We start from the raw sequence: 19,802 nt of genomic DNA, 5'->3' as shown, positions 1-19,802 counted from the left end.
TTTCACGCCTGTTCAGCACATTAAACAACAAACTTTTACCTTAAACTTATTGTTCCAAGCGTTTAAATCACATAAAGTCAACGGGTTCAGAGAAAACAAAAACCACTTTGCTTACCGTACACAAAAAGAAAGTCAAACGAATGTCAACAAAATCCACTTTGAAAAAAGTTGCAATCTACACTCTCGGCGCGTTTAGCGGCATCGCCCTCAGTCTGAGTGTACAAAGTTTTGCCGCCGAAAAAGACAAAAAAGACAACGAGGCCCTGCCCGTGCAAACCATCCGCACCATGGCAGAAGTGTACGGCCAAATCAAAGCCAATTATTACCAAGACAAACCCGACGCCGAGCTCTTTGAAGGCGCAATGAAAGGCATGGTGTCCGATCTCGATCCGCATTCCGAGTATATGGACAAAAAAGGCTATGCCGAAATGAAAGAATCCACCAGCGGCGAATTCGGCGGTCTGGGCATGGAAATCGGACAAGAAGACGGCTTCGTCAAAGTCGTTGCCCCGATTGAAGATACTCCGGCAGAACGCGCCGGCGTGAAAAGCGGCGACTTCATCGTCAAAATCGACAATACCTCTACGCGCGGCCTGACCGTCAGCGAAGCCGTCAAAAAAATGCGCGGCAAACCGGGTACCAAAATCACCCTGACCCTTTCACGCAAAAATGCCGACAAACCCATCGTCGTCAACCTGACCCGCGCCATCATCAAAGTCAAAAGCGTACGCCATCACCTGCTTGAAAAAGACTACGGCTACATCCGCGTCTCCCAATTCCAAGAGCGCACCGTTGCCGCGCTCAACGAAGCCGCACAAGCCCTTGTCAAAGAAAACAAAGGCCCGCTCAAAGGCATCATCCTCGACTTGCGCGATGACCCGGGCGGCCTACTCAATGGCGCAGTCGGCGTATCCGCAGCCTTCCTGCAACCTGACGTAACCGTTGTCAGCACCAAAGGCCGCAACAAAAAAGAAGGCATGATACTCAAAGCAACTGCCGAAGACTACATCACCACCAGCGGCAAAGACCCGTTGGCCGGATTACCTGCCGAGCTGAAAACCATTCCTATGACCGTCCTGATTAACGCAGGCTCTGCCTCCGCTTCCGAAATCGTTGCCGGCGCATTGCAAGACCACAAACGCGCCGTCGTCGTCGGCACACAAAGTTTCGGCAAAGGCTCAGTGCAAACCCTGATTCCGCTTTCCGGCGGCAGCGCAGTCAAACTGACCACCGCCCTTTACTACACGCCAAACGACCGCTCGATTCAGGCGCAAGGCATTGTTCCTGACGTTGAAGTCAAAGACAAAGACCGCGCCTTTGAAAGCCGCGAAGCCGATTTGGTCGGCCATATCGGCAATCCGTTGGGCGGCCAAGACGTCAACAGCAGCACTGAAACACCTGCCAACGCAGAAACCAAAGCCGATAAAGACAAGTCTAAAAAAGACAAAGACGAAGACATCTCCAGCCGCCGCATTCCAAATCCGGCCAAAGACGATCAACTCCGTAAAGCCCTGGACTTGGTGAAAAATCCAGCCGAATGGCAAAAATCTTTGGGCTTAGCAGCGAAAAAACCTGCACCGAAAAAAGATGCAGATAAAGACAGCAAAAAATAAACCTGTTATTTCTCAATAAAAAAGGTCGTCTGAAAACGATATCAGTTTTCAGACGACCTTTTCACACATCAAATATTCCACAGGGAAAACATCATGGCAAAAGCCCCCAAAACCATCTACCAATGTTCCGAATGCGGCGGCACTTCCCCGAAATGGCAAGGCAAATGCCCGCATTGCGGCGAGTGGAACACGCTTCAGGAAAGCCTTGCCGCGCCCGAGCCGAAAAACGCCCGTTTCCAATCTTGGGCGGCGGACACTTCGACCGTCCAATCCCTCTCCGCCGTAACCGCCACCGAAGTGCCGCGCAATCCGACCGGCATGGGCGAACTCGACCGCGTATTGGGCGGCGGTTTGGTCGACGGCGCGGTCATCCTGCTTGGCGGCGACCCCGGCATCGGCAAATCCACGCTGCTGTTGCAAACCATCGCCAAAATGGCACAAAGCCGCAAAGTGCTGTACGTTTCCGGCGAGGAATCCGCCCAACAGGTCGCCCTGCGCGCGCAGCGTTTGGAACTGCCCACCGAAGGCGTGAACCTGCTTGCCGAAATCCGCATGGAAGCGATTCAAGCGGCGTTGAAACAGCATCAGCCCGAAGTCGTCGTTATCGACTCCATCCAAACCATGTATTCCGACCAAATCACTTCCGCCCCCGGCTCCGTGTCGCAGGTACGCGAATGTGCCGCCCAACTGACCCGTATGGCGAAACAAATGGGCATCGCCATGATACTGGTCGGACACGTTACCAAAGACGGGGCGATTGCCGGCCCGCGCGTGCTGGAGCATATGGTCGATACCGTACTGTATTTCGAGGGCGACCAGCATTCCAACTACCGCATGATACGCGCCATCAAAAACCGCTTCGGCGCGGCAAACGAACTGGGCGTGTTCGCCATGACCGAAAACGGTTTGAAAGGCGTGTCCAACCCGTCCGCCATCTTCCTCGCCAGCTACCGCGACGACACGCCCGGTTCGTGTGTTTTGGTCACGCAGGAAGGCAGCCGCCCGCTTTTAGTCGAAATTCAGGCATTGGTCGATGATGCACACGGCTTCACCCCCAAACGCCTCACCGTCGGCCTCGAACAAAACCGCCTCGCCATGCTGCTCGCCGTCCTCAACCGCCACGGCGGCATTGCCTGCTTCGACCAAGACGTATTCCTCAATGCCGTCGGCGGCGTCAAAATCGGCGAACCTGCCGCAGACCTAGCCGTCATCCTCGCCATGCTCTCCAGCTTCCGCAACCGCCCCATGCCTGAAAAAACCGTCGTATTCGGCGAAATCGGCTTAAGCGGCGAGGTCCGCCCTGTTGCACGCGGACAAGAGCGGCTCAAAGAAGCGGAAAAACTCGGCTTCAAACGCGCCATCGTTCCCAAAGCCAATATGCCGCGCAATGCCAAAGAATTTCCAAACCTGAAAATATACGGCGTCAGCAGTTTGCAGGAAGCGATTGACGTTTGTCGTGATGGGGACTAAACCGTTTCGATAATCTGATTCAAAAAACAATCAACTAAAAGGCCGTCTGAAAACTTTCAGACGGCCTCTCTTTAAATTTAAATAATTTTGTTATATTATAACGAACGATTTATTCTATCTTTTCTACACATCGAAAATCGGAGAGAAATCTTGAAAAACACTGCTTTGCTTATCGCATCCGCCTTCCTGTTCAGCACTGCCGCACACGCACATCGCGTTTGGGTTGAAACCGCCCACACACATGGCGGCGAATACCTTGAAGCCGAATTGGGCTATGGCGAATTCCCGGAGCTTGAGCCGATCGCCAAAGACCGCCTGCACATTTTCAGCAAACCCATGCAATTGGTGACTGAAAAAGGCAAAGAAAACATGATTCAAAAAGGCACATACAATTACCAATACCGCAGCAAATTGCCGGTCAAAGACGGCAGCTACTTGGTAACCGCCGAATACCAACCGACTTTCTGGTCAAAAAACAGCGCGGGCTGGAAGCAGGCAAGCATCAAAGAAATGCCTGATGCAAGCTATTGCGAGCAAACCCGTATGTTCGGTAAAAACATTGTCAATGTCGGCCATGAAAGTGCGGATACCGCCATCATCACCAAGCAAGTCGGCCAACATTTAGAAATCGTACCTTTGGACAACCCTGCCAACATCCACGTCGGCGAACGCTTCAAAGTCCGCGTCCTCTTCAATGGCGAGCCGCTGCCCAACGCTACCGTTACCGCTACATTTGACGGCTTCGACACCAGCGACCGCAGCAAAACCCATAAAACCGAAGCCCAAGCCTTCTCTGATACCACCGATGACAAAGGCGAAGTCAGCATCATTCCATTGCGCCAAGGTTTCTGGAAAGCCAGCGTAGAACACAAAGCCGATTTCCCTGATCAAAGCGTGTGCCAAAAACAGGCGAACTACACTACTTTAACCTTCCAAATCGGTCATTCACATCATTGATTTTTCCATAACAAAAGGCCGTCTGAATATTTCAGACGGCCTTTATTCATCCTATTTAAGGACGATGCGGCGCAAACTGCCATTGTCCCAATTCCAAATTCAAATCAAACAGATTCAGACGGCCTATTGCCACACGGACCAAGCGTAAACACGGAAAGCCTGCTTTCGCCGTCATCCTTCGCACTTGACGGTTTTTCCCTTCCAAAATTTTGATTTCCACCCAAAAATCAGGCACAGATTTGCGCACGCGAATCGGCGGCACGCGTGGCCATAAAACATCCGCTTCGCCCTCTTCCAATACCCTGACCTCGGCCGGACGGGTGACAAAATCACCTAAATCTACGCCATGGCGCATCAAATCCAATTTGGCTTCATCAGGAGAACCCTCCACCTGTGCCCAATAAGTTTTAACCTGCTTAAATTTCGGGTCGGCAATCTGCGCCTGCAAACGGCCATTATTGGTCAGCAGCAACAAACCCTCGCTGTCCGTATCCAAACGTCCGGCCGGATAAAATCCCGGTTTCTCGACAAAATCCTTAAGACACTGATGTTTTTCATGTGCAGAAAACTGGCAAATCACGCCATAAGGCTTGTTTAGAATAATCAAATCGTTCATTTCATACTTTCAGACGGCCTTGGTTTTCAAGAAATTCCGGATAATAAAAAAGACACCGTATAAACGGTGTCTTTCATATTTGGCGGAGTAAGAGGGATTCGAACCCTCGATGCAGGTTGACCCCACATGCTTCCTTAGCAGGGAAGTGCCTTCAGCCTCTCAGCCATTACTCCTAAGGAAGACCGCAATATACGCTTTCTCCCTTCCTTCGTCAAGCATTACCGCCTCAAACTTTCTTAACGCCATGAAATCATTTAAATAAAAATATAATATTTTTTTGCATAACCCTATTTTTATACTTCTTTCATATATGTTAAAATGATTCTGCTTTCTGTAAACTTTTTCTACGCCCATTATTACAAAGGAGTTCGTATGTTACGTTTTTCTGCTTTGGTTGCCGTATCCGCCCTGATGCTTGCCGCCTGCTCACAATCCGGCAATTCCCAACCATCTACTTCCTCCTCTCAAACTTCTACTCAAAAAACAACTGCAGCCGGTTCTGCCTGCCGCAGCATGGGTGAAGGCTATAAAGTCAATGGCAAAGGTCAAAACGATATCTATATGTGTAAAGTCGATGTGGCTTTGAACTCTGCCGAAGCCAAATCCGCTTTGGATCCTAGCATCCGCGTTCACTACGGCAGTACGTCCGGCGCGACTTTGACTTCCCGTCAAATCTCCAACTCAGTCGGCAAAACCCCTGATGAAACCTGCCAACGCGCATTCTTAAGCGCGGTTAAACGCTTCCAAAGCACTGCACTTCGTAAAAAAGCCAAATCCGTTCATCTGGTTAGCTACTTTGACAAAGTAACCAAAGGCGGTAACGAGTACGAATGCCACATCGCTACATTCAACAGCCGTGTGGTTTTGAAAGGCAGCTTCCACTAAGCAATGTCAAAAATGCCGGACTTCAATATGAAGTTTGGCATTTTTCTATTTTATGGATACAACACCCCTTCACTGCCTGCTGGCCGATCCGTCTTTTGCCGCCTGCTACGACCATGCGTCTCTAAACGCAGCCGATTCCCAACGTTTGGCTGCCACGCCGCAACTGGCGCAGCGTCAAGACTGGCAAGTCAGCCGCGCGTTAAAACAGCAAACCGATTTAGCGACTGTATCGCTGAGCCACAGCCAAGGCTTTGCCGCTTTATTGTGCGCGCCTCAGTCCTTAACAGCCGGAGTCGATATCGAATTTATCCGCCCGCGCGATTTCAAAGCGTTGTCGGCTTTGGTCTGCACACAGGAAGAACAAGACTACTTGGAAACGGCAAACTGGCCGTCTGAAACGTTTTACCGATTGTGGTGTTTCAAGGAAGCATTGATTAAAGCGGCGAATTTGGATTTCCCGTCAGACATGAAATCGGTCGGCTATGTTTTCGATTCAGGGCAACCCGTCGGTTTACGCGCAGGAAAGCAAACCGATTGGCACGGCACAAGCGTGATTTTGGCGGATACGATGGCACTTGCCTGCGTTTGGAAGGGAAAAGCCATCGCCCTGCAATGGCAGTTTTTCGGTTCGCTCAAGCCCAATGATTTAACCGACCGGCAAACTATCTAACAACTGACAAAATAATAATAATCTGATTTAATTTACTGCACTTTTACTTATTCCACACCCCAACAGCAGCATTTGCAAAAGGCCGTCTGAACGATGAATCTTCGCCTCCTAAACCGCCTCTATACTGCCCTTATCCTGTTTCTTACCCTGTTTTTGGTTTATGCCTTTGCTTCACAAGCGCGCATCCAAACCGATTTGACCGCGTTGTTGCCAAGCGAGCAGCAACCCGATGCCTTACTGACGGCCGCGGATAAAGCCGCAGAAGCGCAGCTCAATTCACAAGTCATTTTGCTTGCAGGCAGTACCGATGCCGAAACCGCTTTTCAGACGGCCTCACAAATTGCCGACGCATGGCGCAAAAGCGGCGTATTTGAACAAGTCGACAGCAGCATTACGCCGAATTTGGACAAAGTGCGGGCAGATATGCAGAAACTGAGCTTGGCGGTTTTGCCGCAAGATGAAATACGCCTGCTGTTTGAGCAGCCGCAAGCCTATTTTCAAGCGCGTGCAGAAGCCGCGGCCAATCCGTTTGCCGCCCCCTCGCCTTTGTCTTTAGAACAAGACTGGCTGGGCTTCGGACGCTTTGTTGCCGACAAAGCCAATCCACAAAGCCGTTTGCAGTGGGACATGAATAACGGCATGCTGTTTGCCGAAGACAAAGGCAAAACTTGGGTATTTTTACGCGGACGGCTCGCCGGCGGCGATCAATTTTCCGGCAACGATGCCCTCTTGCCGCTGATGACGCAAAGCCGTCAAATCGCTTCGGAAAACGGCGCGGAAACCTTAAGCGCAGGTGGCGCATTGTTCGCCGCCGTATCCAAAGCAGCCGCAGAAAAAGAAAGCCGACTGATGAGCATGGTCGGGCTTGGGCTGACCTTTGCGCTGCTGTTGTGGGTCTTCCGCAGCGGCCGGGTATTTTTGCTGTCCTTGCCACTGGCAGCCGGTATGTTGACCGGATTGGCGGTTGCGCTATTAACCTTCGGCGAAGTGCATATCCTGACCATCGTCATCGGCACCAGCCTGGTGGGTATGTTGGTAGATTTTCCATTGCACTGGCTTGCTCCGTCGGTATTCGGGCCGTCTGAAAAGACCGTTTGGCAGGCTGAATCGGCAATGAAACATGTCTTGCCGAGTTTTGCCGTCAGCCTGACGATTACCGTCTTGGGCTACGCACTGCTGTGGTTCACTCCTTTACCTGTATTACGCCAAACTGCGGTATTTTCAGGCTTCGCTTTATTTGGCGCGTTTGGTGCCACCGTTTTATGGCTGCCGCCGCTGCTTCACCGCTACCGTGCCAAAACCGTGCCTTTTGCCGCATTAACCGAAAAGCTCTATTCCTTGTCAGGCCGCCTGAAAAACCGCCTGCACAAACGCGGCTGGTTAATCGTGGGCGGAATTTTGCTGACAGTCGGACTGTGGCGCAGCGACTGGCGTGACGACATCCGTCAATGGGTCAATATGCCGACCGCGATGTTGACCGAAGTACAACAAATCGGCCAGTTGAGCGGCACAGATTTTGGCGGCAAATATTTGGTGGCCGAAGCACAAAGCGAAGATGCCCTGTTGAAAAAAACCGCCGAACTCAGCCGCTCCCTGCAGCCCTTAATCGCGCAAGGCAAACTGTCCGGCATCCAATCGCCCGACCAATTCATCCTGCCAACAACGGAACAACAAAAACTGCAAAACCGCCTGCGCGAATTGACTAAGTTGCCTGATAGCTGGAAACCACTTACAGAAATCGGTATTCCGCGCAAAACCGTGCGCGATGCTCTGCTGCAAGCTGCCAATACGCAACCATTGTCGCTTTCAGACGGCCTGAATACCGATTTGGCAGAAGCTTGGCGTTCCTTGTATTTGGGCGAAGTGGAACCAGGCCGTTTTGCTGCCGTCGTGCGTTTGAACGGCATGACCGATGAAGCCGCCGTACGCGCCGTAGCGCAACACGTCTCCGGCGTACACTGGGCAGACAAACGCGCCCACTTAAATGAGCTGTTCCACCACACGCGCAATCAGGCCGCATGGTTGAAACTGGCTTCCTATGCGTTGGCATGGCTGCTCTTGTGGAAAATGTTTGGTTTCAAACGCGGCAGCAAAATCCTTGTCGTACCGCTGGCTGCGGCCATTTGCACCATTGCCGTACTCGGTTTGGCAGGCATTCCCGTCAGCCTGTTTGCCATGTTCGGCCTGCTTTTAGTGTCCGCCATCGGCGTGGACTATGCCGTTTATGCCGCTACTGCACACCACAGCGCCCCGGCAAAATTAGGCGGTATGCTGCTTGCCGCCGCGACGACAGCCATTTCCTTTGCCCTGCTCGCCATCAGCAGCACACCCGCCGTTGCCGCGTTCGGCATGACGGTTACCATCGGCGTGGCATTCAATATTTGGCTGGCAGGCACATTGTTGAAAAATTAGACAAAAGATGAAGACGATTGAAATTGAAGCGATATTTTGTTTCAACTTCTATCGCCAAATTGCAAAAGGCCGTCTGAAAAATTTCAGGCGACGGATTAAACATTATTTATCATTAAAATCAAAGGCATTTTCAAATGTCTGTAGAATTTGACGTTGCCGTTATCGGCGCAGGCCCTTCAGGTTCGGTTGCTTCTGCTTTGCTGAACAAACAAGGCTTTAAAGTTTGCGTATTGGAAAAACAACATTTCCCGCGCTTTGTCATCGGCGAAAGCCTGTTGCCGCATTGTATGGAAATGTTGGAAGAAGCCGGTTTTGCCGACGCAGTGCATGCCGAGCCCAGCTTTCAATTTAAAGACGGCGCGGCGTTTTCATGGGGCAGCCGTTACACAGATTTCAACTTTACTGAAAAATTTTCAGACGGCCCCGGTACTATTTATCAAGTGCGCCGCGGCATCTTCGACAAAATCCTGATTGATGAAGCGGCAAAACAAGGCGTCGATGTCCGCTTCGGATATGGTGTAACCGCGTTTGACAACAGCGGCGATGTAGCACGTTTGAGCGTTGCGACCGATACAGGCGAAAACTATGAACTGACCGCCAAATTTGTTTTGGATGCCAGCGGTTACGGTCGTGTCCTGCCCCGCCTTTTGGACTTGGAAAGCCCGTCCGAGCTACCTCCGCGCCAAGCCCACTTCACACATATCGACGACAACATCACCAGCCCGAAATTCGACCGCAATAAAATCCTGATCAACACGCATCCTGAACATCGCGATGTTTGGATTTGGCTGATTCCTTTCGGCGACAACCGCTGCTCCATCGGCGTTGTCGGCACACCCGACAAACTGGCAGGCGAATCAGAAACCGTGTTGAAAAAATTTGTGTACGAATGCCCGATGCTGGCGGAAATCTTGGATAAAGCCATTTGGGAAAACGACTTCCCATTCCGCTCTATCCAAGGCTACTCCGCCAACGTGAAAACCTTATACGGCAAACATTTCGCCCTTTTGGGCAATGCTGCCGAATTTCTCGACCCTGTCTTCTCCTCCGGTGTGACCATTGCCCTGCACTCTGCCAAACTGGCTGCCGATTTACTGGGCAAACAGCTCAAAGGCGAAGCCGCAGATTGGCAAACCGAATTTGCCGACCAACTGATGATCGGCGTGAACGCGTTCCGCACTTATGTAACCGGCTGGTACGATTTCCGCTTCCAAAACGCCATCTATGCGCCCAACCGCAGCCCTGAAATCAGCCGCATGATTTCATCTATTCTGGCAGGCTACGCTTGGGATACGGACAATCCATTCGTGGAAAAATCCGAGCAACGCTTATCCACACTTGCCGCATTGGTGGGCGATTTGAAGGTAGAATAAGGACGAATGCCTTTCAGACGGCCAAACCCGAAAACAGAACAGGCCGTCTGAAACTTTATCCACACCATTAAATATTTTGACCGATAGATAAAACCTTATGCGATTTATCCCTTTGCTTGCCGCACTGCTGCTTTCCGCATGCATGACCTCGCTCCCCCATCCGCAAACGCTGCCGCCGCTTTCCAAAGAAGGCCAATGGTTTAAACTCGAGCAGACCAATGCGGCGGGGCAGACCGTTCAAACCAATCTCTTGGCAGTCGAGCCTCATTCAGACGGCATCCGCTTTGTCCAAACCGATGCACTGGGTGCGCCGGTATCGCGTCAATCGGTCAGCACCAAAGGCTGGAAAAACGACGGTTTTGTGATGCCCAATGCCGCTTCGCGCCGACTATTTGCCGCCCTGTTGCCGCTTTTGGCCGCCGAACACGCCGCCACGCTTTACCCTGAAGCCCGTCAACAAAATGCCACTAATCAAGGCTTCTGCCCTGATGGCAAAGGTGCGGTATTCAGCTATCGCGAGCGTGATTTGTGGTGTGTCGCCCATCATTCCGAACAATTCCTTATCGGCTTCCCCGACCAAACTTTCTGGACGGTCAGCCCGATTGCAGAAGACTAATCCATGAATACTCCTGTTTATCTTAGCCGTCCGGCACTGACCAGCGCATTGGGCAGCGGCTTGCAAGTTCATGCCGATGCCTTACTTAGGCCGTCTGAAAACACGCCCTTGACTTTTTCAGACCAATGGGTAAAAGGCAAAACGCATGCTTTCGGTGCAGTCAAAGAAACCCTGATGCCTCTGCCCGACAACATTCCCGAAGCGCATCGCAGCCGCAACAACCAGCTTATCCTGCACGCGCTTTCGCAAATAGACGGACTGATTCAGACAGCCATTGCCCGTTACGGTAAAGAAAGGGTTGCTGTCGTTACCGGTACGTCCACCAGTGGCGCAGACGAAAATATTCCCTTGTTCCAACACGTTGTCCAAGGTGGTGAGTGGACGGATGTTCCGTTCAAACAGCAGCAACACACCATGGCTTCGCCCTCCGAATTTATCACCCAAGTTTACGGTTTGGACGGCTTGCGCTATACCGTCTCCACCGCCTGCACTTCCGGCGCACGCGCGCTCATCAGCGCAGCCCGACTGCTTCGTGCCGGATTGTGTGATGCCGTGATTTGCGGCGGCGCGGATACGCTTTCTCCGCTGACGATTAATGGTTTTGCCTCTTTGGAAGTGCTTTCAGACGGCATCGCCAAGCCCTTTTCCGCCAACCGCAACGGCATCAATATCGGCGAAGCGGCCGCATTTTTCGTGATGACGCGCGATGCCGATTTTGACGGCGAAATGCAATTGCTCGGCTATGGTGCAAGCAGCGATGCCTACCATATGTCTTCGCCCCGCCCCGACGGTTTGGGTGCAGCACAATCTTTTCAGGCCGCTTTGGATAAAGCCGGTTTGAAAGCGGAAAACATCGGCTGGATCAATCTGCACGGTACCGGCACGCAACACAACGACAGCATGGAAAGCCGAGCCGTTGCCGAAGTATTTGGCAGCCACACCCTTTGCACCTCAACCAAACCGTCCACCGGTCACACTTTAGGCGCAGCCGGAGCGATCGAAGCCGCATTTGCCTGGTTGATGGCCAACTGCCAATACAATCCGGAAGGCAAACTACCACCGCAACAATGGGACAACGTACCCGATTCCGAGCTACCAAACATCGCTTTGACCGACGAAAACAGCCGCTGGCCGTCTGAAAAACGCATTGCCGCCAGCTCGTCATTTGCCTTCGGCGGCAGCAATGCCGTTTTGATTATCGGATAAGTCCTTAATATTTAGGTCGTCTTTTCAGACGGCCTTTTTCTTTTCCGCAACTTAAAAAACAATAACATCAAAACAACAACCAAATCCGCCGAAATATGCCATAATAGGCTTAGCACGTTTCATCTCGCGATGTGCCCGAAAAGAAAAACTTAACCTACATAGAGAATAATCCCATGACTAAATCCACCATTATCTATACCTACACCGACGAAGCTCCTGCATTGGCCACTCAATCCCTATTGCCAATCGTGCAGGCGTTTACCCGCCATGCCGGTATCGAAGTCAAAACCAGCGACATCTCTCTCTCCGGCCGTATTTTGGCGACGTTTCCAGAATACCTGACCGAAGCGCAACGCGTACCTGATGCGCTTGCCGAATTGGGCGAACTGGTGAAACAACCTGATGCAAACGTAATCAAACTGCCGAACATCAGCGCATCCGTACCTCAACTGACCGCCGCGATTAAAGAATTGCAGTCTAAAGGCTTTGCCGTTCCCGACTATCCTGCCGACCCTCAAACCGATGAAGAAAAAACCGTACGCGAACGCTACGACCGCATCAAAGGCAGCGCGGTAAACCCTGTCCTGCGTGAAGGCAACTCCGACCGCCGCGCGCCTAAGGCAGTGAAAAACTTTGCGAAAAAACATCCGCACAGCATGGGCGCATGGACGAAAGACTCCAAAACCCACGTTGCCACCATGCAAAGCGGCGACTTTTTCCATAACGAACAATCCGTTACCGTACCCGATGCGACTTCCGTATCCATCGTGTTCACCGACAAACAAGGCAACAAAAAAGAGCTGCGCGAGCCCGTTGCCCTGAAAGCCGGCGAAATCATCGACGCGACCGTGATGAGCAAAAAAGCCCTGCTCGCCTTCCTTGCCGAACAAGTAAAAGATGCGAAAGCAAAAGGCGTATTGTTCTCGCTGCACATGAAAGCCACCATGATGAAAGTGTCCGACCCGATTATCTTCGGACACGCCGTCAAAGTATTCTTCGCACCCGTCTTTGAAAAATTCGGCGACAAACTGGCTGCCGCAGGCGTCAACGTCAACAACGGCTTCGGCAACCTGCTTGCCAATCTGGACAAACTGGATGCGGACACCCGCGCTGCCGTCGAAGCCGAAATCGCCGCCGTTTACGCCGCCAACCCTGATTTGGCGATGGTCGATTCCGACAAAGGCATTACCAACCTGCACGTTCCTAGCGATGTCATCGTCGATGCTTCTATGCCTGCGATGATTCGTAACTCCGGCCGTATGTGGGATAAAGACGGCAAAGCGCAAGACACCAAAGCCGTGATTCCTGACAGCAGCTACGCCGGCGTTTACCAAGCAACCATCGACTTCTGCCGCGAACACGGCGCATTTGACCCGACAACCATGGGTACCGTTCCTAACGTCGGCCTGATGGCGCAAGCAGCCGAAGAATACGGTTCACACAACAAAACTTTTGAAATCGAAGCCGACGGCCAAGTTCAAGTCATTGATGCAGCAGGTAATGTCCTGATGCAACACGACGTTGAAGCCGGCGATATCTGGCGTATGTGCCAAACCAAAGACGCTCCGGTTAAAGACTGGGTACAACTCGCCGTCAACCGCGCCCGTCTGAGCAACACGCCCGCCGTATTCTGGCTCGACGAAAACCGTCCGCACGATAAAAGCCTGCTCGCCAAAGTCAAAGCCTACCTTGCCGAACTGGATACCGACGGCCTCGACATCCGCGTTCTCGCCCCCGAAGAAGCCGCCAAGTTCAGCTTGGGTCGTCTGAAAAACGGCGAAGACACCATTTCCGTAACCGGTAACGTCCTGCGCGATTATCTGACCGACCTGTTCCCGATTTTGGAACTCGGCACCAGCGCGAAAATGCTGTCTATCGTTCCATTGATGAATGGCGGCGGTATGTTTGAAACCGGCGCGGGCGGCTCCGCACCGAAACACGTCCAACAATTCCTCGAAGAAAACCACTTGCGTTGGGACTCTTTGGGCGAATTCCTCGCGCTCGCCGTATCGTTTGAACATCTGGCGCAAAAAACCGGCAACGCCAAAGCCCAAGTCCTCGCCGACACGCTGGATGCCGCCACCGAAAAACTGCTGTTGAACGACAAATCGCCTAAACGCAAAGCAGGTGAACTCGACAACCGCGGCAGCCATTTCTACCTCACCCTCTATTGGGCGCAAGAATTGGCAGCGCAAGACAAAGATGCCGAACTGAAAGCCGCATTTGCGCCATTGGCAGCAGCTTTGACTGCCGACGAAGCCAAAATCGTTGAAGAACTCTCTGCTGTACAAGGCAAAGCGGTCGACATCGGCGGCTACTACGCAGCCAATCCTGAAAAAGCCGCACAAGCGATGCGTCCAAGCGCAACCTTTAATCAGGCCTTGTCAACCTTATAATTAAAGCAATAAAAGGCCGTCTGAACTTTCAGACGGCCTCAGACCTTATGGAAGCACAATGAAAAAAACCATTCTTTCTCTTACTCTCCTCATCAGCGCTCCGGCTTTGTGGGCATTTTCCCCTGCCGAATTGGCACAAACCCTGCAAAAACCGCAAAACGTGCAAGGCAATTTTGTCCAACAACGCCAGCTAAAATCCCTCAGCAAACCCATGACCACCAGCGGCAGCTTTACCCTTGTCCCACAAAAAGGCCTGCTCTGGAAAATGCAAAAACCATTTGAAACCACCCTGCGCGTGCGTTCAGATGGCATCATGCAATGGAACGGCAGCCAATGGGTCAACCCAAACGCCAGCAAGCTCAACGGCCAAAGCCGCCAAATCAAACTCTTCCTCGACCTTTTGGGCGGCAATACCCAAGGCTTGGAAAAACAATTTGATTTGAAATTAAACGGCAACGAGAAAAAATGGACGTTGACCTTAACTCCGAAAACCGCCATTACCCGTCAGATCTTCAACCGTATCGAAATCAACGGCGATACGCTGGTACGAAAAATCGAATTGGACGAAAAGCAAGGCGACAAAACCATCATGCAGTTCAACCAAATCCAAACCGATAAAACCTTGGACAGCTTCAGCCGTACCGCCCTCTAAATTGTCTATTCCAACAAAAGGCCGTCTGAAAATAGATTTCAGACGGCCTTTTATATTAATCGGCTGAAGGCTGCTGCCCTTTTCTTTCCGCCTTTCTGGCTTCGCGAATGGCTTTAAGTTCGGCCTCTTTCTGTCTGGCTTTTTTCAGCCAAGTTTCCCATTGGTTTGGCGTTTCCAGCGTAATTCTGCCAATTTTGCCTTCGCGGAAATCGATCAGGATATTTTCAGCGGCCTTTTGGTAGTTGACCCGTCCGCCGCTCAAAACCGCACCGCGTTTCTTGGCAATCCACTCCAGCCAAGAAGTATCGTCCCAATGGCTGCTTGGATCTTTGTCGGCTTGATAGCGCTCTTGCAACAGGGCCAGATAATGGCGGCGGAGGTAATCCAAAAGCTCAAGCGCCACTTCTTCTTCGTCCAGCGCGTTGCGTCCGACTGCACCGCCGGCCGCAAGGTTGTAGCCGCCTTCTTCAACAATAATTTTCGGCCACAACATACCGGGGGTATCGTAAAGCCAGAAATCGTCGGCAAGGAAAAGGCGCTGTTCGGCTTTGGTAATACCGGGTTCGTTACCGGTTTTGGCAGATTTTTTGCCGATCATGCCGTTAATCAAGGTAGATTTGCCGACGTTGGGGATACCGCAAATCAGGACACGCAGCGGCTTCTCGATACCTTGGCGATGCGGAATCATGGCGCGGCAGGCTTGGGTAATTTTGCCATGCGCGCCGGTTTCGGAAGAATCAAGCGCAATGGCGCGGGTATCTTGGCGGCTGTTGTAATGTTCGAGCCAAACTTTGGTGCGCTCGGGATCGGCAAGGTCTTGTTTATTTAAGATTTTCAGTTTTGGCTTGCCTTTGGACAACTGGGCAAGCAAAGGGTTTTCGCTGGAGGCAGGCATACGCGCGTCCAACATCTCAATCACCATATCAACGCTTTTAATGCGTTCGGCAATGGCTTTTTTTGCCTTGTTCATGTGGCCGGGAAACCATTGGATAGCCATGTCTTTTTATTCTTTCTATTCGTATCTGAGGCCGTCTGAAAAATCATTGTTTTTCAGACGGCCTCAGTATTTGGATAATCGGTCAATCAGGATTTAGAGGTTGCCATGCTCGTAGCTGTAATAACCTGCTTCATCCATACATTGCTCAAACGTTTTGGATGTATTGCCACGTTTGGTTCCATTTTGAACTTGTGATTTGCAGGTATTGATTTGGCGGGAAACTTCGGCTTCGCTCGCGCCGGTACGGTGCCAACGGTAAGCAGTGACAGGCTCTGTTGCACAGGCGGTCAAGATAAGCAGGGATAATGCGGTCAGACTGATTTTTTTCATGGTTTCTTCCTTTAAGGCCGTCTGAAACGGCAAGTTAGCGTCCTGCCAAGCTCTGTGCCTGACGGTGGCGGACAAGGAGTTCGTAACGGCCTTTGAGGCGCTCGGCCAGTTTTTCCACAACATAAACGGAGCGGTGCTGACCGCCGGTACAACCAATGGCAATCGTCACATAACTGCGGCTCTCTTGTTGCAGGCGCGGCAACCAGCGGCTAATAAAATGGTCGATGTCATCAACCATTTCTTGAGCCAACGGCTGCTGACCCAAATAATCTTGAATGGGCTTGTCCATGCCGGTAAAGGGGCGTAATTCCGGATCGTAATACGGATTGGGCAGGCTGCGCATGTCAAACATAAAGTCGGCATTGTTGGGAACGCCGTATTTGAAACCAAAGGATTCAAGAATGACCAGCAAACCGACACGTTCAATATTGAGCCATTGTTGCACGGCATAACGCAACTGCTGTGCGTTCATTTTGGACGTATCGATACAATATGCGATGTCTCTAAGCGGGAAGAGCCATTCGCGTTCTTTTTGCAGGCTTTCCACCAAAGTCAGGTTTTGACCGGACAAAGGGTGTCCGCGACGGGTTTCTGAGAAGCGGCGAACCAAAACGCCCTCTTCCGCTTCAACAAACAGGACTTCGACTTGATGCCCTTCATTACGCAAATATTGGATTTGCTCTTGCGCTTCCTGAATATTGATACCGGAACGAATATCAACGCTGACACCAAGCTGAGTTTCTTCGCCGCGTTCAATATGGTACAACACCAGCGAAGGCAACATTTCCAAAGGCAGATTATCAACGCAATAAAAACCTGAATCTTCGAGTTGTTTGAGGGCTACGGATTTTCCTGAGCCGGATAAGCCGCTAATCAGGACGATTTTCATGATTTTGTTCGTTTTCTTTGAGTTGTGTTTGATGGCGTTCGAGGAATTCTTTGGTGCTGTCTTTACCGCGCAATTGAAGGATGTAATTGCGCACTGCAGCTTCAACCAATACTGCTAAATTTCGACCGATTGCAACAGGCAGGGTAACGGAACGGACGCTGACGTTGAGGATAGATGCTGTTTCGGTACGGATGCTCAATCGATCGAGTTGTTTCATGTATCCGTCGTCGGCCGGAACCAAATTGATAATCAGCTGGAGGATTTTTTTCGGACGGATAGAGGTTTCGCCAAAAATATGGCGGATATTGAGTATGCCCAAACCGCGTACTTCGAGGAAATCACGCAGCATAGGCGGACAACGGCCTTCCAGCATTTCCGGGCCGGTACGGAAAAGTTCGACCGCATCATCGGCAATCAGGCTGTGGCCGCGCGAAATCAGCTCCAATGCCAATTCGCTCTTACCCAAGCCGGATTGTCCGGTAATGAGTACGCCCACTTCAAATACATCCAAAAATACGCCGTGCTTGATGGTGGAAGTAGCCAATGTACGTTGCAGATAAATCCGCAAAACGTCCATCAGGTGCGGACTTTCCTGCTTGGAAGTCAGCAAGGGGATACTGTTGGTATGGCAATAATCGCGCAATTTGGGCGAAACCGGCAAGCCGTTGGCGACGATAACCAAAGACATGGGAATATCGAAAAGCTCGCCGAAATCATAGTTGAGCTCGCCCGTTTCCAAGCGGCGCAAATATTCGGCTTCAGCTACGCCGACAACTTGAATTTGGTTGGGATGGATAAAGTTTAAGTGGCCGACCAAGGCCAAGACGGGTTTATCGGCTTCGACACCGATACGGTTGTCCGCGCCGGAATTACCGGCAGCCCAAGCAAGTTCGAGTTTGTGCTGATTGTCGGAAAACAGGCGGCGGACAGATATGCTGGGCATGAATTACTCTTCGCTCAGGAGTGTACGTACTTCTTCGGCAGAAGTAGCGGCCATCAATGCTTCACGGATGGCTTTTTGAGAGAATCTGCCGGCAAGTTTGGACAAGACTTCCAAATGTTCGCCGGTAGCGTTTTCAGGCACAAGCAGGATGAAAATCAGGGAAACGGGTTTGCCGTCGGGCGCATCAAAGGCAACCGGCTCTTTGGTGCGGATAAAAGCACCGGTGGCTTTTTTCACGCATGCGTGACGGCCGTGAGGAATCGCCACCCCCTGCCCCAAACCGGTCGAACCAAGTTTTTCACGGGCAAACAGGCAGTCGAACACGTTGGTATTCGGTAATTCTGCTTCATTCTCCAGCAGCTGTGCGGCCTCTTCAAACAGACGCTTTTTGCTGCTGACTTCCAAATCCAAAACGATATGGGACAAAGGTAAAATTTCGCCGATCAGGCTCATGTGTATCTCTTTTAAATGTCGCAAAACAATGGGATTGTACCGATTGTCGGTGCAAATCTCAATCCTGAAGGCGTAATTTACACTCGCCCTGCTAACATTTTCCATGTTGTTTTTGATATTTTTTAACGAGCCAAAAATAATCCAACTATTTGTTTATATAGAATTTAAAATAAAAATCCTATCACTAGCCAAACTATACTTCAAATGAAAAGGGGTATGTCCGGCATACCCCTTTTCCCTTTTTTCAGACGGCCTCAACCTAGTTTTTTAAAACAGTTTGGAAACCAAAAACAACTAGAAATAATGGCAGACCAATCCGCAAAACCACGCCAAACCGATGCGGTTGTTGGCCAAAAACGTTTGGAAACACAACTGGCGGTCGCGCGTACGGATGGCGGCATACTGCTGATACTGCCAATAAACGGTTACCGGCAATACCAGCCAATAAGGCCAAGTTGCGCCGATTTTGATACCCAATACCGCCATCAATACGGTAAACCAAAAATGGCAAAGCATAGAGGCGGTAATATCGTGATGGCCAAATGTGATTGCCGAAGTTTTAATGCCGATTTTCAAATCGTCTTCTTTGTCCGCCATGGCATAAATGGTGTCGTAAGCCAGCGTCCATAAGGCATTGGCGGTAAACATCAGCCATGCTTCGGGAGGCACTCGGTCTTGTACGGCGGCAAAGGCCATGGGAATGCCGAACGAAAATGCCAGCCCCAAATAAAACTGCGGCAACGGGAAAAAGCGTTTGGTAAAGGGATATGTGACGGCCAAGAACAAGGCCGGAAGGCTCATCAGCCAAGTAAAGCGGTTAAGCGGCACCAAGCATAAAGCCGCCATAAGACACAGCATAACGGTTAAAAGCAGCGCTTCAGTTTTGGAAACCAAACCTTTGGCAAACGGGCGGTTTTTGGTACGCTCTACTGCGCCGTCAAAATTGCGGTCGGCAAAGTCATTCACGACGCAACCTGCGCTGCGCATCAAAAATGTGCCTGCGGTAAAGGCAATAAAAATATCCGCGTCAGGAACGCCTTTAGACGCAATCCACAATGCCCAATAAGTCGGCCACAGCAAAAGCAGTGTGCCAATGGGTTTGTCGACGCGCATCAGCTTGGCGTATATCACCATCCGTCCGACAGCGTAACGCGGTAGAAATTGTAGGAAAAAGCGCCTTATGTTCATTGATGTAATGTGTCGTTGTTTATGTGTCGATTCGGAAGGAAAGGCTTTTTTAGAGCCTTAGCTCTTATTATAATTTATTGCCGTCTGAAATTAAACAGATCTTAACAATTTAATTTATTGTATTATAACAGAATTA

The 19,802-nt window shown here is 51.0% G+C and carries 18 protein-coding genes and 1 tRNA gene; 11 read left to right on the top strand and 8 right to left on the bottom strand.

Annotation, left to right across the window (positions count from 1 at the left end):
• The first annotated feature begins 140 nt into the window (after window positions 1-140).
• From ACTHTA_RS10070 to ACTHTA_RS10060, 3 genes are all read left to right on the top strand, one after another.
• Window positions 141-1,613: a S41 family peptidase gene (locus tag ACTHTA_RS10070; RefSeq protein WP_440364293.1), complete on the top strand. Its 1,473-nt coding sequence runs from the start codon at window positions 141-143 to the stop codon at window positions 1,611-1,613.
• Between the two features lie 93 nt (window positions 1,614-1,706).
• Entirely contained in the window at window positions 1,707-3,083 is a 1,377-nt protein-coding gene (gene radA / locus ACTHTA_RS10065; protein WP_440364292.1) for a DNA repair protein RadA, read from the top strand.
• Window positions 3,084-3,233: 150 nt separating this feature from the next.
• Complete coding sequence (locus ACTHTA_RS10060) at window positions 3,234-4,040, top strand: DUF4198 domain-containing protein (protein WP_308888393.1); 807 nt, start codon at window positions 3,234-3,236, stop codon at window positions 4,038-4,040.
• Between the two features lie 55 nt (window positions 4,041-4,095).
• Here the strand turns inward: ACTHTA_RS10060 and ACTHTA_RS10055 are convergent, their stop codons facing one another.
• Both ACTHTA_RS10055 and ACTHTA_RS10050 read right to left on the bottom strand, forming a co-directional pair.
• A complete protein-coding gene (locus ACTHTA_RS10055) occupies window positions 4,096-4,656 on the bottom strand; it encodes a pseudouridine synthase (RefSeq protein ID WP_308888394.1) in 561 nt (186 codons plus the stop codon).
• Between the two features lie 80 nt (window positions 4,657-4,736).
• A tRNA-Ser gene (locus tag ACTHTA_RS10050) sits at window positions 4,737-4,829 on the bottom strand.
• 199 nt (window positions 4,830-5,028) lie between these two features.
• On the opposite strand from ACTHTA_RS10050, the gene ACTHTA_RS10045 reads away from it, so the two are divergent.
• The 8 genes from ACTHTA_RS10045 (at window position 5,029) to ACTHTA_RS10010 (ending at window position 14,866) form a co-directional block, all read left to right on the top strand.
• On the top strand, window positions 5,029-5,541 hold the full coding sequence (locus ACTHTA_RS10045; RefSeq protein ID WP_308888395.1) for a hypothetical protein: 513 nt from the start codon (window positions 5,029-5,031) through the stop codon (window positions 5,539-5,541).
• Between the two features lie 52 nt (window positions 5,542-5,593).
• The gene (locus tag ACTHTA_RS10040; protein WP_308888396.1) at window positions 5,594-6,211 is read left to right on the top strand and encodes a 4'-phosphopantetheinyl transferase family protein; all 618 of its coding nucleotides are present in this window, start codon (window positions 5,594-5,596) and stop codon (window positions 6,209-6,211) included.
• 93 nt (window positions 6,212-6,304) lie between these two features.
• Window positions 6,305-8,623, top strand: coding sequence for an MMPL family transporter (locus tag ACTHTA_RS10035; protein ID WP_308888397.1), 2,319 nt, complete (start codon window positions 6,305-6,307; stop codon window positions 8,621-8,623).
• 134 nt (window positions 8,624-8,757) lie between these two features.
• Window positions 8,758-9,996 carry an NAD(P)/FAD-dependent oxidoreductase gene (locus ACTHTA_RS10030; RefSeq protein ID WP_308888398.1) on the top strand — a complete coding sequence of 413 codons (1,239 nt, stop codon included), beginning with the start codon at window positions 8,758-8,760 and terminating at the stop codon, window positions 9,994-9,996.
• A gap of 97 nt (window positions 9,997-10,093) precedes the next feature.
• Window positions 10,094-10,612, top strand: a complete 519-nt coding sequence (locus ACTHTA_RS10025) for a hypothetical protein (protein ID WP_308888400.1) — start codon at window positions 10,094-10,096, stop codon at window positions 10,610-10,612.
• A gap of 3 nt (window positions 10,613-10,615) precedes the next feature.
• Window positions 10,616-11,818 (top strand): beta-ketoacyl-ACP synthase, encoded by a 1,203-nt coding sequence (locus tag ACTHTA_RS10020; RefSeq protein WP_313971586.1) that lies wholly within the window; start codon window positions 10,616-10,618, stop codon window positions 11,816-11,818.
• Window positions 11,819-11,991: 173 nt separating this feature from the next.
• Entirely contained in the window at window positions 11,992-14,214 is a 2,223-nt protein-coding gene (locus tag ACTHTA_RS10015; protein WP_440364291.1) for an NADP-dependent isocitrate dehydrogenase, read from the top strand.
• Window positions 14,215-14,272: 58 nt separating this feature from the next.
• Entirely contained in the window at window positions 14,273-14,866 is a 594-nt protein-coding gene (locus ACTHTA_RS10010) for a LolA family protein (protein WP_003685091.1), read from the top strand.
• Window positions 14,867-14,921: 55 nt separating this feature from the next.
• Here the strand turns inward: ACTHTA_RS10010 and ylqF are convergent, their stop codons facing one another.
• From ylqF to ubiA, 6 genes are all read right to left on the bottom strand, one after another.
• Entirely contained in the window at window positions 14,922-15,863 is a 942-nt protein-coding gene (gene ylqF, locus ACTHTA_RS10005) for a ribosome biogenesis GTPase YlqF (protein ID WP_308888333.1), read from the bottom strand.
• A 93-nt stretch (window positions 15,864-15,956) separates the two neighbouring features.
• Entirely contained in the window at window positions 15,957-16,193 is a 237-nt protein-coding gene (locus ACTHTA_RS10000; protein WP_003684875.1) for a lipoprotein, read from the bottom strand.
• A gap of 34 nt (window positions 16,194-16,227) precedes the next feature.
• Entirely contained in the window at window positions 16,228-17,082 is an 855-nt protein-coding gene (gene rapZ, locus ACTHTA_RS09995; RefSeq protein ID WP_308888332.1) for an RNase adapter RapZ, read from the bottom strand.
• On the bottom strand, window positions 17,063-18,025 hold the full coding sequence (gene hprK, locus ACTHTA_RS09990) for an HPr(Ser) kinase/phosphatase (RefSeq protein ID WP_003685274.1): 963 nt from the start codon (window positions 18,023-18,025) through the stop codon (window positions 17,063-17,065). Before hprK ends, rapZ begins: the two co-directional genes overlap by 20 nt.
• 3 nt (window positions 18,026-18,028) lie before the next feature.
• Complete coding sequence (ptsN, locus tag ACTHTA_RS09985) at window positions 18,029-18,478, bottom strand: PTS IIA-like nitrogen regulatory protein PtsN (RefSeq protein WP_003680500.1); 450 nt, start codon at window positions 18,476-18,478, stop codon at window positions 18,029-18,031.
• Between the two features lie 294 nt (window positions 18,479-18,772).
• Complete coding sequence (gene ubiA, locus ACTHTA_RS09980; RefSeq protein ID WP_372340633.1) at window positions 18,773-19,612, bottom strand: 4-hydroxybenzoate octaprenyltransferase; 840 nt, start codon at window positions 19,610-19,612, stop codon at window positions 18,773-18,775.
• Window positions 19,613-19,802 lie beyond the last annotated feature (190 nt).

The sequence above is a fragment of the Neisseria sp. P0013.S005 genome (assembly GCF_051958425.1).
In the GTDB taxonomy this organism is placed as follows: domain Bacteria; phylum Pseudomonadota; class Gammaproteobacteria; order Burkholderiales; family Neisseriaceae; genus Neisseria; species Neisseria subflava.
This window is presented reverse-complemented; position numbering and strand designations above follow the sequence as displayed.

Bases quoted from the DNA above. Each gene is read 5' to 3' on its own strand.
- ACTHTA_RS10070 (WP_440364293.1), top strand. From the start codon at position 141: ATGTCAACAAAATCCACTTTGAAAAAAGTTGCAATCTACACTCTCGGC.
- radA (WP_440364292.1), top strand. From the start codon at position 1,707: ATGGCAAAAGCCCCCAAAACCATCTACCAATGTTCCGAATGCGGCGGC.
- ACTHTA_RS10055 (WP_308888394.1), bottom strand. From the start codon at position 4,656: ATGAACGATTTGATTATTCTAAACAAGCCTTATGGCGTGATTTGCCAG.
- ACTHTA_RS10045 (WP_308888395.1), top strand. From the start codon at position 5,029: ATGTTACGTTTTTCTGCTTTGGTTGCCGTATCCGCCCTGATGCTTGCC.
- ACTHTA_RS10040 (WP_308888396.1), top strand. From the start codon at position 5,594: ATGGATACAACACCCCTTCACTGCCTGCTGGCCGATCCGTCTTTTGCC.
- ACTHTA_RS10035 (WP_308888397.1), top strand. From the start codon at position 6,305: ATGAATCTTCGCCTCCTAAACCGCCTCTATACTGCCCTTATCCTGTTT.
- ACTHTA_RS10030 (WP_308888398.1), top strand. From the start codon at position 8,758: ATGTCTGTAGAATTTGACGTTGCCGTTATCGGCGCAGGCCCTTCAGGT.
- ACTHTA_RS10025 (WP_308888400.1), top strand. From the start codon at position 10,094: ATGCGATTTATCCCTTTGCTTGCCGCACTGCTGCTTTCCGCATGCATG.
- ACTHTA_RS10020 (WP_313971586.1), top strand. From the start codon at position 10,616: ATGAATACTCCTGTTTATCTTAGCCGTCCGGCACTGACCAGCGCATTG.
- ACTHTA_RS10015 (WP_440364291.1), top strand. From the start codon at position 11,992: ATGACTAAATCCACCATTATCTATACCTACACCGACGAAGCTCCTGCA.
- ACTHTA_RS10010 (WP_003685091.1), top strand. From the start codon at position 14,273: ATGAAAAAAACCATTCTTTCTCTTACTCTCCTCATCAGCGCTCCGGCT.
- ylqF (WP_308888333.1), bottom strand. From the start codon at position 15,863: ATGGCTATCCAATGGTTTCCCGGCCACATGAACAAGGCAAAAAAAGCC.
- ACTHTA_RS10000 (WP_003684875.1), bottom strand. From the start codon at position 16,193: ATGAAAAAAATCAGTCTGACCGCATTATCCCTGCTTATCTTGACCGCC.
- rapZ (WP_308888332.1), bottom strand. From the start codon at position 17,082: ATGAAAATCGTCCTGATTAGCGGCTTATCCGGCTCAGGAAAATCCGTA.
- hprK (WP_003685274.1), bottom strand. From the start codon at position 18,025: ATGCCCAGCATATCTGTCCGCCGCCTGTTTTCCGACAATCAGCACAAA.
- ptsN (WP_003680500.1), bottom strand. From the start codon at position 18,478: ATGAGCCTGATCGGCGAAATTTTACCTTTGTCCCATATCGTTTTGGAT.
- ubiA (WP_372340633.1), bottom strand. From the start codon at position 19,612: ATGGTGATATACGCCAAGCTGATGCGCGTCGACAAACCCATTGGCACA.